The 14,827-nt window shown below is 45.4% G+C and carries 9 protein-coding genes; 5 read left to right on the forward strand and 4 right to left on the reverse strand.

The annotated features are described in order from the left end of the window. Nucleotides 1–24 precede the first annotated feature (24 nt). The 3 genes from AC56AD_RS07365 to pfkA are packed head-to-tail and all read right to left on the reverse strand — an operon-like array spanning nucleotide 25 to nucleotide 5,837. Entirely contained in the window at nucleotides 25–3,540 is a 3,516-nt protein-coding gene (locus AC56AD_RS07365) for a YhaN family protein (RefSeq protein ID WP_012508200.1), read from the reverse strand. Further along, a complete protein-coding gene (locus tag AC56AD_RS07370) occupies nucleotides 3,530–4,804 on the reverse strand; it encodes a metallophosphoesterase family protein (protein WP_482812013.1) in 1,275 nt (424 codons plus the stop codon). Before AC56AD_RS07370 ends, AC56AD_RS07365 begins: the two co-directional genes overlap by 11 nt. A gap of 58 nt (nucleotides 4,805–4,862) precedes the next feature. Further along, the gene (gene pfkA / locus AC56AD_RS07375; protein ID WP_012508202.1) at nucleotides 4,863–5,837 is read right to left on the reverse strand and encodes a 6-phosphofructokinase; all 975 of its coding nucleotides are present in this window, start codon (nucleotides 5,835–5,837) and stop codon (nucleotides 4,863–4,865) included. A gap of 550 nt (nucleotides 5,838–6,387) precedes the next feature. Here pfkA and AC56AD_RS07380 point away from each other — a divergent pair. The 5 genes from AC56AD_RS07380 to AC56AD_RS07400 all read left to right on the forward strand — a co-directional run bounded on the left by AC56AD_RS07380 (nucleotide 6,388) and on the right by AC56AD_RS07400 (nucleotide 13,615). Beyond that, a complete protein-coding gene (locus tag AC56AD_RS07380; RefSeq protein WP_150085625.1) occupies nucleotides 6,388–9,129 on the forward strand; it encodes a RyR domain-containing protein in 2,742 nt (913 codons plus the stop codon). 248 nt (nucleotides 9,130–9,377) lie between these two features. Beyond that, complete coding sequence (locus AC56AD_RS07385) at nucleotides 9,378–11,285, forward strand: hypothetical protein (protein WP_012508204.1); 1,908 nt, start codon at nucleotides 9,378–9,380, stop codon at nucleotides 11,283–11,285. Nucleotides 11,286–11,372: 87 nt separating this feature from the next. Next, nucleotides 11,373–13,028, forward strand: a complete 1,656-nt coding sequence (locus AC56AD_RS07390) for a hypothetical protein (protein ID WP_012508205.1) — start codon at nucleotides 11,373–11,375, stop codon at nucleotides 13,026–13,028. Nucleotides 13,029–13,139: 111 nt separating this feature from the next. Further along, nucleotides 13,140–13,343, forward strand: coding sequence for a hypothetical protein (locus tag AC56AD_RS07395; RefSeq protein WP_150085627.1), 204 nt, complete (start codon nucleotides 13,140–13,142; stop codon nucleotides 13,341–13,343). Continuing rightward, a complete protein-coding gene (locus AC56AD_RS07400; RefSeq protein WP_041526473.1) occupies nucleotides 13,340–13,615 on the forward strand; it encodes a transposase in 276 nt (91 codons plus the stop codon). The genes AC56AD_RS07395 and AC56AD_RS07400 overlap by 4 nt, the downstream gene beginning before the upstream one ends. Nucleotides 13,616–13,622: 7 nt before the next feature. Here AC56AD_RS07400 and AC56AD_RS07405 read toward each other — a convergent pair. Further along, nucleotides 13,623–14,755, reverse strand: a protein-coding gene (locus tag AC56AD_RS07405; protein WP_190273979.1) for an IS630 family transposase whose coding sequence is annotated in 2 segments (ribosomal slippage) — nucleotides 13,623–14,329 and nucleotides 14,329–14,755 — 1,134 coding nt in all. Because the reading frame shifts where the segments join, the coding sequence is not laid out codon by codon here. Nucleotides 14,756–14,827 lie beyond the last annotated feature (72 nt).

Here is a 14,827-nt window from a genome sequence, read left to right on the forward strand (position 1 = left end):
TTTACTCACTGAAAGGCTCTCTATTCATAACTCCTCCCCAAGCTGATGGATAAATATCTTTCCTGCAAACCTGGGCTCTCCTGCTGCTTCCACGATCTTCCTGTGATGCGTAAAAAGAATCACCTGGCTTTTTTCGCCCAGTTCGCTGAGTGCTTTGAGGGTTGCCTGTGAACGTCGGTCGTCGAAGTTTATGAGGATATCGTCAACAATAAAGGGCATGGGTTCGCTTGACTCTGTCCGCCATTCAAGGGTGGCAAGACGCAGGGCAAGGTAGAGCTGGTCGCGGGTGCCGGAACTCATTGCTTCAACCTGCAGCCAGCTTTCATTTGGCCGCACACCGGCCAGAACCAGTTTGCCATGGTCGTCACTGTCGGTACGCAGGCCGGTAAAGGAGCCCAAGGTCAGCTCAGTGAAATAGCGGGAGGCAATTTTCAGCACGGGTGCCTCGTTATCCTGGCGATAGCGCTCGGTCTCGTCACGCAGCATTTTTGTGGCCAGCTTGATGCGGATGTAGCGTTCGGTCAGACGACGGATTTTTGTCAGGGAGTGTTGCAGGGCTTCGGCAAGCTCAGCCGCTTTACTGCCGCCATTCATTCGCTCAAGCTCATTTTTTTTGCGGCCAACGCTCTCCGCCAACTGATTGATTTCAGGATCGAGCAGGCTGACGATCTCTTTGTTCAGCAAGTCGATACGACCGGGAAGTTCATCAGGATTGAGTGATTCGGCATGAAGCTCAAGATCGGCAAGGGTTGTGCCCCCGGCAATGCGGGAGAGATTCCGTTCCAGCTCCTGTTGCCGGTTTGAAAGTATTATCCAGGTCGCGGAGCGTTGTTCAGCCACAATCAACTCCTCACGTGTTTCGCAACGAGCAGCGTGACGCATTGCTGCAAGCTCCTCTTCGCAACTCCGCAGATCAGTTTGCGTTGTGACAAGGGCTTTTTCGAGTAACTCCAGCTCTTCACTTTCTCGATTCAGCACGGCCTGCTCCTGACTGGCACGATCAAGACGAAGTTTAAGTTCCGTGACGGCAGGGTTGGATTCGATGCCTGCAAGATCAGGAGCAATCTTCTGCACCAGCAGTTCAACATCCCTTTCGAATTCAGTTGTGTCCCGGTCAATACCCTCTATCCGTTTGCGGAAATCATCAGCCTCCTTGAGTCGTTCAAAACAGCTCTGCAGCGTTTCAATAAAATCAAGCACTTCGGATGGGAGCGCCCTGCCATCAAGCCCGAGAGGGGTAAGGGCATCACTCCACTCCCTTTGCCAATCCTTCAGCTCCTCTTCAGCCCGATTCCTCTTCTCTACAGCATTTTCCAGCGCTTTTTGGCCATCACGAAGTTTGCCGTCCAGCAACTCCCGCTTTTTCTGAACCGTTTCAATAGTGTTCAGAAGAGATCGGGTATAGTCGAGTGGCTCCTGCAACTCTTCTCCAGGGAATCTTTTAACATCATCTGAAGCAGCAAGTTCCTTCAGGAGGGCTCCCCGCAACTCTCCTCTCCGTTCCACCTTTTCATCCAACTCTCTCTGGCTCTTCTGATGCTCCCGCACCTGGATGCGCAGATGTTCAAAGGAGCCAAGCCAGGCGCTCATCTCGCGTGGAGAGAGGGGTGTCATTCCGCATGATGCCCATTGTTCCTGCCAGCGGCGCTGAAATGCGGCAAGAGCATTATCAGCACCTGCCTCTTTTTCATGAAGCGCTACCAGCTTCCTGGTACTCTTTTCCGCCTCAGCTTTCAGTGTTGCATGTTTTTGAACAAGCTCCGCTTCGCGATAGAGGCGGTCGGCACTCTGGTCAGCCAGGCCAACCATCCTCTCGTAGGCCTCCGGAAGCGGGTGTTGGGAGTCATAACTGCGGCTCTCTTCAGCAACATCCTCCTGATTGATCCATTGACGACGCAGAAGTTGCCATCCCTGCTCCCGTCGGCTTCTCTTCTTTGCCAGCTCCTCTTCACCGGGAACGTCAGAGGCAAACTCAAGATCACGGAGCGCCTCTTCAGCCACTATCTGCTGCTTTTCCAGCTCTTCCCTTTCTGCAAGAAGCTGCCGTTTATGATCGCTCAAGGCACGGAACTCCTCATCAAAAAGGTTTACCGTTTCCACCAAAGGAAGTGGCAGGTGAAGCACCTGTTCCAGTGCTCCATTCCAGAGAGCGAGACGGTGCAATGCCGCATGGCACTCACGCTCGCCTCTCTGCTGCTCCTGCTCCAGAGCAATGATCTGAGCATCGATATCCCCGACCCTTTCAGCAGCAAGAAGTGCCCGCAAAAGTTGAGTTGTTTCAGTAAAAGGTGGAAGCAGCCCTCTTTCACCATCCACCCTCTCCAATGCCTTTTCAATCTCCTGCAGTTGAAGCCGGGTATTGCGGTTTCCCTGGAGAAGCGCTTCATGGCGGGAAGCAAGCTCCTGCACTCTTCTGCGCTTCGAGAGACCGGGACGGAGACTTTCAACCTCATTGATGGTTAATTCCGGTTTGATCTGCCGGAGAAGAGATGCCGCCGCTGTTCGGGCGCTGATGCGCTGCCCTTCGCGCTGCGGACGGTCACTTTTGGCTTTCCGGTACTCGCCAAGCCGCTGATAGAGTTCATCAATCACAACAGCTTCATCGAGCAGAGTCCGGTTCAGTGATAGTCCGCCCATTTTTTCACGAAGCGCCTGAACTCTTGCAATGACCTGCTCATGGTGAATGCGGGCCTCTCTCTCCCTCTGTTCAAGGGTTGTACGTCGTTCGCTGAAGTCCAGAGGAAGAGGGATTACCTCGCCCAGTTCAGCCAGTTGCTGCATCAGGTTTTTACGATCTGAAAGATCAGGCAGCGCCTGTTGCAAACGCTCAAGTCTTCTTTTTTCGGTCTCCAGTTCCTGCTTTCTCTTTTGCCGCTCCGTCAGCCTCTTCACTGCATCATCAAGAGCCTGACGATGCTCCTCCCACTCACGCCCCGAAAGGGTGACCTCTTTCGATTGCCTCTGCAGCTCCTTGTGAAAAGCCAGCGCCTCATTGATCAACCTGCTTGAACCCTGTGGTCTGAAAAGGCTCTCCCCTTCCCGATCAAGCTCGTCAATGACCGGTTTCAGTGAGGCAAGCCCTGCCCCGGCAGCGAAGAGCGCCTTGCCCACCTCTCCCTGCTGGTCAAGAATGCCTTGCCCTCCCATAACCAGCGTCTCATGGTTAATACCGTAAAGCGCAAGAAAAAGCTCTTTTTCAATACCATGCAGCCAGGGCGTCAGGGCTGATGGCTCAATCGGATTGTCGTGCTGGTCGAAGAGATCTTTCACGCTTCGTTTCCGGCGAAAAAATGCAAGTTCCGTGCCATCTCTTCCCTCCAGGCATCCACCCACCAGAAGTTGCTGGTTCTGGTGAAGAAAATTATCGGAGGTGCGCAAGGGAAAGCCAAAAAAGAGGGCTTGAAGCGCTCTCATGGCGCTGCTTTTCCCGGCTTCATTGGGGCCATACACAATGTGCAGGCCGGGAAGCGGAGAAGAGAAATCAAGAAGCTGACCGGAAAACGGGCCAAACGCTTTCAGCTCCAGCCGTTTAATTTTCATGACGTCCTCCATGCCCTATCTTTGCCATCAGCAGCTCCTTCACCTCTTCACGAAGGGCAGTCAGCTCCTCCTCACCCGGTTTAAATGGGTCGCCATCGCTGAGCAGCTCAGGAGGGAGTTTGGTGCGAAGCTTTTCAAATTCCGGAACAAGGCCGACAAAGGTTGACTCTTCAAACTGAAGCTCTTCAACCGATTGCAGCAAAGCCTCTACCGGAGAGTCATCTGCCCCCTGCACCCTCGGCCCTGCACCCTTCAGGCTTTTTATAATGATCTTTTCAATCCACACATCACCAAAGCTTGCAGCAACAGCCCGAAACTCCTCACTCCATTGAAGCGCATCCTCGTGAAGTTCGCCATGAAGCGCTGTTATCCCCTCTACGATTAATCGAACGGCAAGCGGACGGCCATACGCCTTTACCCTCTCCTCTTCAAATGCCTCACGGACAAGGTCGCAGAGAGAGTCAGCGGTATCGCATCGGGCAGAATCAACCCGGCAGAGCGCCCAGCGAAGAACATCAAGCTCACGCTCTTCAACTGAGACAACACGCCCTTCATCGACCGAGACCAGCGTACACCCCTTGGGGCCTGTTTCGCGAATATGACGCCCCTGAATATTGCCGGAAAAGACAACCCAAGGGTCGCGGCAGATCTCTTCACGCTGATGAATATGGCCAAGCGCCCAATAGTGGTAACCCTTTGAGCGGAGCGCATCCAGCGTGCAGGGCGCATACGGCTCATGGCCCGGACGACCATTCAGGCTGGTATGGAGAAGCCCGATAGTGAAGAGCGCCGGATCACCCTGGGGAAAGTTGCGAACCAGATCATCCATCACCGATCGGGAAGAGAAGCTCTGGCCATGAATGGCAACACCATAGTGATCAAGGAGCAGGGTTCCAACGCTCCGGTGCGGGAAGAGGGTCACATTGTCAGGCAGTTTCAGTGATCTGGTGATTTGCCTTGCCGCATCATGGTTTCCGGAGACCATGATAACCGGGATACCCGCATCGCGCAGCCGCCCCATCCGGTTCACAAAATAGAGGCCGGTGTTATAGTCCTTCCAGTCACCATCATAGAGATCGCCTGCCAGCAAAACAAACGCAACCTTTTCATCGAGAGCCAACTCCACGAGATTGTCAAAAGCCCGTCGGGCCGCCAGCCGTATCTGCTCCAGCGGAGCATCCTGATACGCTTCAAGCCCCTTCAACGGACTATCAAGATGAATATCTGCCGCATGAAGAAAGGTGAACATAACGGAATCGCTCAAGGGTTAGGGAAAGTGGCTGACAAACCATCATATCATTTTTCACCATCAACAAGAACCATTAACGGTTCATCAGCTTATGGATGTCAAGCAGATTGTTATCGATGCTGTGATTTAATTTGACCGCTTTATTGAAAGGGACATGAACAATTTTTTCATTGGTGATGCCTATCATCATGCTTTTCTGATCATCAAGCAGGGCTTCAATGGCGGCAACTCCCATTCTTGTAGCATTTACCCGGTCTTTAGCTGTTGGGCTGCCTCCTCGCTGAATATGACCAAGAATTGATACGCGCACATCCAGATCAGGGTGTTCGTTACGTACTTTTTCGGCGATTTTCATGGCGCCGCCAGCTTCATCACCTTCAGCAACCATGATAATCCCGCTGGTCTCCTTTTTCTTGTACCCTTTATGCAGAAATTTTTCAAGCTCAATATGCTGCTCATTTGATTCGGGAATCAAAATGACCTCTGCTCCACAGGCAATGCCGCTGGTCAAAGCGAGTAAACCTGCTTCGCGACCCATGACTTCAACAAAGAAAATTCGTCCGTGCGATCTGGCCGTATCCCTGATTTTATCAACAGCTTCAACAACCGAATTTAATGCGGTTTCATATCCGATGGTATAATCAGTCCCATACATGTCATTATCGATTGTGGCAGGAATTCCGATAAAAGGGATATTGTATTCCTGCGACATCACCAGCGCACCCGTAAAAGAGCCATCGCCACCAATAACAACAACAGCATCAATTTCGGCCTTTTTCAGTTGCTGATAAGCTTGTTCACGACCTGCCGCAGTTCTGAACTCGTCACTCCGTGCTGTCTGCAGCATGGTTCCTCCAAGCTGAAGAATTCCACTGACATCAGAAGATCTCAGTGCAACAAAATCGCCTTCAATCATCCCCTGGTAACCACGACGAATACCCGTGACTTTAAGCTTGTTGACGATTGCTGCACGGGTTACTGCCCGAATTGCAGCATTCATTCCCGGCGCATCACCACCGGAAGTAAAAACAGCGATTTTTCGTATCATATTTTTCTGAAAATTTTTTCTTTACTGTTCTCCTGAACGGTTATGAGTCATCCAAAGTAATAATCGCAAGCGGAAGATTACTTATCAGAGACTATTTTATCTATCAAACCCTCTTCCATTCCGGCACGCAGTGCTGTCGGAAAAATCTGTCTCTCTCTCGGAACAAAAGCAAATCTAACATCAGCAGACTTGAGGACGTTGCCAAGTGTATCAGAAGCTGATAAATGCTGGTTTAAAGCATAAACAACATGCAATTACAACAAAGCGACTGATATTTACAGGAAATTATAAGCATATGCCAATAATAAAGCTAATTGATTAGCTTTATTATATTTTTTCGCATCCGACGATCGGCAAGCCCGAACAGCAATCAACTTACTTTCGAGACTCAGCGGGCACATCATACAAACACATTACTGCCAAGTTAACACAATCTTTTTTTTGTATTATACGGTAAGGCGTCCTCTTCGTTGTTGAAAATCACAGAGTTGGTGGCAGGGGACACTCCCGGATATCTGTAGTTGCTTTTAACATCTAAATGCCGCTCTTCATGCAGCAAAACAAGAACGCATTATTGGTTATCGTTACTGGTGATGTTACAATGGACTGGAACATTGCACGCCACGCACATCCATCGCAGGAAGCAACCGAATGGACTGGTGAGGCGAGGAGCAACTTGAACTGGCAGTATGGCAGCGCTGCTCTGCTTGCTGAACTCATCACAACTATGACGAAACAATTGGAGAGTGATCTTCCGTATACTGTTAAGGTGATAAGCCCCGATACACCTGCGCAAGCCTCTTTTACCCTTTTCAACACTTGCTATGTCCATAGCTATGCAGTCTGGGCTCAATACCGCGATAAAGTGCCCGAGAAAACTGAACGGAGTGAACCTCACTGGCGGGTTGAGCGCTTTCTCGGTCTTGACCTGCCCTCCGAGGGAGTTGCAGAACATCGGGGCAATCCTGTACCGAAGCGATCTGCAAACGCTGATATTATTGTCATCGACGACAGCAACCTTGGCTTCAGGAATAACAAGGCGAATTGGCCTGAAGCAATCAGTGAGCCTGCTCATAATGTAAATGCTCCATGGATTATTGTAAAGATGTCCTCGCCTGTAGCAAAAGGAGATTTATGGAGCCATCTTGTTGCCAAAGTGTCTGATCGCCTTGTCGCTGTCTTGACTATTGATGATTTACGGCAATCCAAAATTCAGGTAAGTGCCCGGATTTCATGGGAAAAAACTGCACAGGAACTCAACTGGGAGCTGACCCATAACCCGGAGGTGAACGGCCTGACCAATGCAGCGTACTGTATCGTCTCATTTGGCACAACCGGGGCGTTACTCATACCGGGGCGCCACAACTCCGGGAAGAAACCAACACTTCTCTTTGATCCGCTTTTCATGGAGGGTGAATGGGCGCCCGGAAAAGGGATGATGATCGGCAAAACATCGACTCTGGTAGCAAGCATCGTTTTCCAGATCCTGCTCAATCGTGATGCTCCTGACTTTAAACAAGGAGTCCAGTGCGGCGTAACCGCGATGCGACACTTGCAAACGGTCGGATATGATGGTGGAACAGAACCGGTAACCCGCCTGCAATTCCCTACTGAAGGTGTCATTTCAACTCTAAAAAACGCTGAAATACCACTGGCTGAGGCTGAACTGCAAGCAAGCACGGTGAAGAATTCATCTCAACGACTACACTGGACCATCCTTGCCGCAAGCTCTCACGACAGCCTTGAGTCGTTAAGTGAAACGATTGTTCTTCAAGGAACAAAAAATACCTTAAAAAATGTGCCGATTGGAAAATTCGGAAAACTTGTAACGGTAGATCGTCAGGAGATAGAGTCACTGAGAAGCATTCAGAGTCTGATCGGTGAATATTGCACACAGAAAAAAGAACGACCTCTTTCAATTGCCGTTTTTGGCCCTCCCGGTTCTGGCAAATCATTTGCCGTTGAGCAAATCGCCTTAGTTGCGAATCCGGAAAAAATCGCAGAAAAAACCCTGACCTTTAATCTCTCCCAATTCAATGACCCGGACGAGCTGATCAACGCTTTTCACCAGATTCGTGATATCGGATTATCCGGAAAAATACCGCTGGTATTCTGGGATGAGTTCGATTCGACGCTTGAAAATAAAAAACTCGGCTGGCTACGCTTCTTTTTAGCACCGATGCAGGATGGAAAATTTCAGGAAGGCCAAATCACCCACCCTATTGGCAAAGCTATTTTTGTTTTTGCAGGCGGTACTTTTCCCAACGTTGATTCCTTTATGAACCTGCTATCTGAAGAAGATCTTACACAAGATCTTGCAAATAAGTTGGCAAATAAAAAAGCTTCTCCATTAGATAAAAAAACTATTGAAGAAGCAAAAAAAATAGCAAAAAAGCTTATAAAAAAGATTTCAGATGCAAAAGTCCCGGACTTTATCAGCCGACTGAAAGGGTTCCTCAATGTGCTCGGTCCGAACCCGCAAGAAGATAATAAACAAAACGACCCATTTTATATTGTTCGCCGTGCTCTTTTGCTACGCTCAATATTCGAGAGGGAAACACCACAATTACTTGATAAAGACCATCAACTGCGAATTGATACCGGAATCCTCCGTGGTTTTCTCCAGATAAACAAATACCTCCATGGAGCCCGATCCATGGAATCGATTGTTGCAATGAGCCGTCTGGGGAATAGATCCCATTTCAGCCGGTCAAACCTTCCTCCTGAAAAACAGCTCAGATTACATGTCGATCCGGTAAAATTTATTGAACTGTTACACAAACTGAAACTCGAAGGTGATCTTCTTGAAACATTGGCCAAACTGAATCACCTGTTATTTTGCAAAAATCTGAGAAAGGAAAAATATGTTTTAGGTAAAATTACCGACGAGAAAACAGAACCAAAGACCCACAGCTCACTGAAGCCTTATGCTTGCCTGCCAGCACACGAAAAAGAACAGAATCGCAGAGCTGTGCGCGACATTCCAAACAAACTTGAACGTTTTGGTTATGCCATGGCTCCTGGACGCAACAACGAAGCTGATATTGTGTTTCCAACTGATATTCTGGAAAAGATGGCCGAGCTGGAACATGAACGGTGGGTTAAAGCAAATATGGATGAAAATTGGGAACATGCCTTCATAACCGACAAGGATAACAAGCTCCATACATTGCTTGTTAAATGGGATGAATTAAGTAAGGACGAAAAAGACAAAGACAGACGGCTCATTTCAGAAAGCATTCCCTACATGCTGAGAAAAGCTGGGTATACTATTGTAAAACTTTCAGTGTAAATAATAAGCGATCAACAAAAAGTCATTCTATAATTTGAAATTATTGTTACATAACTTATTCGTGTCTGACCTTGTTTTATTAAAGAATCAATTATTGTGGTGTGCTTATAAAGCTTTTCAATATTTTAAGTATCACTGTTTTTATGCAAATATAATTATGATCTCAGCATTCACAATTTAATAAATTGTCTATATAAAAAAGGGATGAGAATAGTCCATATTTAGTAAATCAAAACCGAAAACAAAAGATGAAATGTTTTATTACAAACCGTGAGTGCAGATATGATGGGCCAAATTATGAAACGAATGAAATCTTTATGATATCCCCATTTGGTTTTCCATATGATGATTTGTACTCATATGCGATTGCACCAAATGTTAAAAATAAAATGAAAGGGTATAAGATTTCACGAGCAGATCAATCTTTGCAACTTGGATATGTAATGTGCGAAAGAATTTGCAGAAGAATTCTTCGTTCATCATTTATTTTGGTGGATTTAACTTTGCCAAATGGTAATGTTTATTATGAATTAGGGCTATCTTATGGCCTTTGCAAGTCAATAGGAATTCTTCAAAAAAAATCAGCTGACAATCCTTATATTAAGGCGTTTTTATCTTCGCCTGGTAGCGCAATAATCCATGAATACAATAAGCTTGAGAACCTTCTTAACTCTGATATTTTATTAGAAAGCAAGAAGGAGCCCTATATTCTATCATCTGAAACACGTAATTCTTTGCAGATAGAGCTACAAAAATTAATTAATGATGATCCACCTGTTATCCTCAATATTGTAAATAATGACGGCCCGGTTTTAGATTTGCATGAGATCGCAATTAAAAACGCTCTTAATGTGAAAAAAAATAAAAATAATGAGGTTGAAGGGGTAGTCGATGTCCTTGAAACACTTGAGAGATGGACTGTTGATACTATCATAGTTGATCAGGATTTGGATATTCAAAATGCTTTCAAAAAAATTATTGCCGCCAAAATATGTGTATTTGATATGACTCACTATCGTGACCCTGTAAATGCTTACATGTTTTTCCTACTTGGTCTTGCTCACGCACTTGAGAGAGAGGCTATTCCTGTCATCAATCGGCCTATGAATTTGAGTGTTCCTTTTGACATCAGGGGCCTATGGCAGGTGAATTTTGACAAGATTGAGGATCTCACAAAAGAACTGAGTCAAATAGTTGCCATTATTGACGCTGACGTCAAAAAAGAACAGAAAAATCGTCTTTACAAAGACATATGGGATCCATTTTTGAAAGAGAAAAAATTGAGCGTTTACACTTGTGCACGGGAAGTTTCCCATGATGAAAATCGCGGAAAGCGAACTAACATCGACAAATGGGACTTTATCACCGTGTCAGATCTATCTTTTTTTATCGCGCAAATGTATGAGACTGCGGAGGTTAATGTAGAAAAACCGAAAAACAAAAAAAAGGCTTCCGAACTCACTGATCAGAATGAATTAACTGATTTTCACAAACAGATCCGCGAAGAAATCCATGACAGAAACTGTGTTATCGTTGGTTCCCCGGATGTGAGTGATTATGCAGAAGTTATTCTATCTGATCTTCATGGTATCATGCCTCACTCCCAAGGCCAAAAAAGAGATAATTTACCTTTTATATTTTATAAAAGAACACAAGGAACTGATCACCCAAGGAAAAATAGTTCTTTCTATTTAGAACCTGAAAGTACTCAGAAAGATAGGGTCGAATTTGGCCCAAACGGACGGACAAGAGTGGAATGCGATGAATATGCAAATGATCAAGATGGAGTAAAATGCAATCATGGACAAACTTGTATCGTCATAACCATTGCAAAGAACCCTCATCAATCAGCAAATGGCGAACAAAGACAAGTTATGATACTCTCAGGATTTACAGGTGTTGGAACCTATGGGGCAATTAAGTTTCTCACCGATCCGACTAACCAGTATAATAGAGAACTAATAAAGTTCTTCAAACACGAAAACAAAAATAAATTACCTTTTCCAAATAATAATATCCTTGGCGTACATTTACTTCTTGCTGTTGAATACGATTGCCTTGATGATGGGTCAAGTGGTGATACTCGAGAACCAACATCTATTACATTGAAAGGGGTTGAAAAGATTTTTCAAAAATGCGACCAATCTTGTGGATAAACCTTCCTGCCACAAGCTTCTGAAAATCTAACCTTTAAAGATTAAATGAGATAAGGCTTTTCAATAATCCTCTTAGAAACAATCGTTATGCCTAACAAGCCAGAACAAGTCTTCTATGATCTTCGTATCGGTGTTACCGGCCACAGAAATCTGTCACAGAAAAAAGCGGTTACCGAAGCAGTCAAGAGGATTGTTACCTATCTTGACCAGTTAATTTGTGATCATGACAATATCTTTACTGAATGGAGCGTCATTTCACCTTTAGCAAAGGGTGCTGACACTATTGTAGCACGTTCTTTTCTTGAAAAACCAGATACGAGGCTTGAGGTGTTTTTGCCATTTCCTCTTGAAATACATCGAAAAAAGTTAACCGATCCCACAGAACTGGCTGAATTCAATCAACTATTCGAGAGAGCCTCAGTTTATTATGAGCCCCCGCAAGATTCCAAAGGTTATTTGACGGTAGGCAAAGAGATTGTCAACACCTGTGAAATCCTGATTGTAATATGGGACGGCAAGGAAACAAAGGGTAAAGGCGGAACGGCTGATATCGTCAAGTATGCCCTTGAAAGCGGGCGTACCATTATCCGAATTGATGCAGAAAATCCTAATAATCCGCCAAAGCTACTGTTGACAAGGAAAAACAAAGAGGAGGAAAATTGCATACCGGAATATTATGAATTCCCTTTACCTAAAACGGCAGCCAAGCTACTTGTAAATTACTATCAGTTTGTAGAGTTTTGCAGAGACAAATCTCTTACGACAACAGAGCATGCTCTCCTGACAGCACAATGTCGTCATGAAGTCAAGACTCTGGCAAAAGCAGTCGATTTGCCAGAGAAGCAAATAGAGCCGGTTCTTGAATACCTTATCCCAACTTATGTCCGTGCAGACGAACTCGCAAAGCGCTATCAAAAACTTTTTGTTCTAGCAAGTAAAGCTATTCCAATTTATTCCGCAATAGCAGTTTCAGTTCTTGTGTTTCAGGTAATCTTCTTTCCTGATGAATTTTGGATAATCTGGCTGGAAATCTGCTCAATGCTTGGCGCGAAAGCTATGCCCAATATCAGCAAAAAACTTCGTTGGTATGAAAAATGGATCGATTACCGTATTCTTGCTGAACAGTTGCGCACTACCATATATACCTCCATTGTATTAAATAAAAATTCTTTAACAGTATCGACGCCTGCGCCGAAAACATTCCCACGTTACAATACTCAACACAACTGGATTGATTTATTGATAGAGAATCAGTTAAAGATGACCATTAATCGTCTTGGCATACCTGAAAACTTCAGCGCAACCAAAAAGTTTGTAATCACAGGGTTGCTTGACGATCAAAAAAAATGGCACATAAAACACTCATTTCGAATGATAAATACCGAACATCTACTGCGGAACTATCTACGTATACTTTTCTTCATTACGCTAACTCTTGCTGTTTTACATCTGAGCAACATAGAGTTTCTGAAACATCTTTATTTTGAAAAATGGGGAATATTCTTGGCGATAACGTTACCCTTCTGGGAAACGGCAATACACTCCATTGGCAAACAACAGAAGTATGAGATCGTTGCAAAACGGTCAAATAAAATGGCCAATGAACTGAACCAAATAGTGGAATTAGCCGAAAAAAGCACAAGTATGGCGGAATTAAGAAAAATCATTACGCATGCTATGCAAGCAGTCAAACTTGAAACCTTTGAGTGGAGGGCATTCGTTAACTTCGACTCCTGTGAGTAGGGAGGGTAATACCTGTTAAGGAGAGATATATTCAAATGTTGTGTATTGCCAACGACGTAAAAATCTGAGCGGCAAGTGCTACCTTTCCTAACACAAAAGAAGCATGAACCTATGAGAACGCAGTACAAGGAAGAGCTTGGTGGTATCGGAACGTTACTGAACCTTCAAGACCTTATCAGGGTTGGAGCACGACAAATGTTAGCTGTGGCGTTTGAAGCGGAGATCGCCGCATATATGGAGCAGAATCAGCAAATCAAAACAGCAGATGGAAAGGCTGCTATGGTACGCAAAATGGCTACCATCAGGTGCGCATGATCACTACCAGTGCTGGCCCTATTGCTGTAAAGGTACCGAGGAGCCGATCATCACATGATTCACTCAAACCGTTTGTTAGCACTTTGATTCCGAAATACATGAGAAAATCCATTGCCATAGAAGAAGCTGTTCCACTGTTCTGCCTGGGCGGATTATCCAATAACAACTTTATTCCCTGCTTCGAGAAGTTGTTCGGAGAGCTTCCTGCCGGTTTTTCATCGGCATCTATCACTCGCATGAAACAGTGCTGGCAGGAAGAACACAAAGCATAGTGTCATGTCACTCTTCAATTGTCGGATAAAGGCGTAACAGCTTGATTCTCGCCTTTTCGTTTGTAAAACGCCAATTTATCTTGGAATTATTATTGTTGCGTTTCATCTCCCATGCGGCTACTTCCGACCTGACTTTTGTAATCGTATCAATGCGACGATCCAAACACTGAGTCGTCAAGACTCTCAATTCTATCTCTGCCATATTCAACCAACTTCCGTGTTTCGGGGTATACACAAATTCAAACCTGTCCAATAATGCCTTTGCTTTTTCCGGGTTAAATGCATGATAGAATGAACCGGGCTCATGTGTATTCAGATTGTCCATCACCAGCATGATCCGTTCTGCATTCTTGTACTGATTGGCTATTTCTTCAAGGAATCTTGCCCAGTCAACTCTTTTTCTGTTTGTCGTTATTCGAACCATCCGCTTGCCAACCAACGGTTCATTGGCCATGAAAATGATGCAAGTACCTTTCAGGCTGTATTCATAATCATATCTGGCCAACTGCCCAGGAGTTGCCGGTATCGGTATTCTTGTTTCAGCAATCAACTGTTTTGGTGATTCATCCATGCAGACAACCGGGTACAGTGGATCATAGGGTTGCTTATAAACGTCCAGTACCATCTCCATGTGTGCTACAAAATTCCCATCACCGAGTGGCGGAATTATCCACCCATCCTTCTTCCAGGGTTTAATGACGTTTTTTTTAAAACCCTTCGGACTGTCTCATATGAGATACTGTCCACATAGTCCAGCTCAACAGCTTTATCTGCCAATAATCTCAGAGTCCAGCGTTGATGTCCTTCAGGTGCGGCTGAGCAGCTCAGCGCCACTAAATGAGCTTCCAAATCACCATCCGCTTTCCGTCTGTACACTCTTGTTGAGGGTTTGCCGGTAAGTGCCATATCAAAACCCTCTTCTACAAATCGTTTTTTTACCCGGTCTATCGTTTTCATGCTGACATTCAGAACACGAGAAATGGTTTCATTGATTGATCGCTCAGTCTGGTATTCGCCCTCATCACATGCCATTAAAATCAAGGAATTCAGCATGGTATGAGCTGCGTGCTTTCCTTTGCTGCTGAGTGCATCCAGTTCCTTTCGTTCCTCTTGTGTCAGGGTCACTTTGTACTTCTTCATAGTCAAATTTTGGTTGGATGATTATGAAGAACAAGTTAACGCTTTATCTACGACTTTCTATGCGTGACATGA

The sequence above is a fragment of the Pelodictyon clathratiforme genome (genome assembly GCF_982375515.1).

Coding starts and splice junctions, on each gene's coding strand:
- AC56AD_RS07365 (WP_012508200.1), bottom strand. CDS start 3,540: ATGAAAATTAAACGGCTGGAGCTGAAAGCGTTTGGCCCGTTTTCCGGT.
- pfkA (WP_012508202.1), bottom strand. CDS start 5,837: ATGATACGAAAAATCGCTGTTTTTACTTCCGGTGGTGATGCGCCGGGA.
- AC56AD_RS07380 (WP_150085625.1), top strand. CDS start 6,388: ATGCAGCAAAACAAGAACGCATTATTGGTTATCGTTACTGGTGATGTT.
- AC56AD_RS07385 (WP_012508204.1), top strand. CDS start 9,378: ATGAAATGTTTTATTACAAACCGTGAGTGCAGATATGATGGGCCAAAT.
- AC56AD_RS07390 (WP_012508205.1), top strand. CDS start 11,373: ATGCCTAACAAGCCAGAACAAGTCTTCTATGATCTTCGTATCGGTGTT.
- AC56AD_RS07395 (WP_150085627.1), top strand. CDS start 13,140: ATGAGAACGCAGTACAAGGAAGAGCTTGGTGGTATCGGAACGTTACTG.
- AC56AD_RS07400 (WP_041526473.1), top strand. CDS start 13,340: ATGATCACTACCAGTGCTGGCCCTATTGCTGTAAAGGTACCGAGGAGC.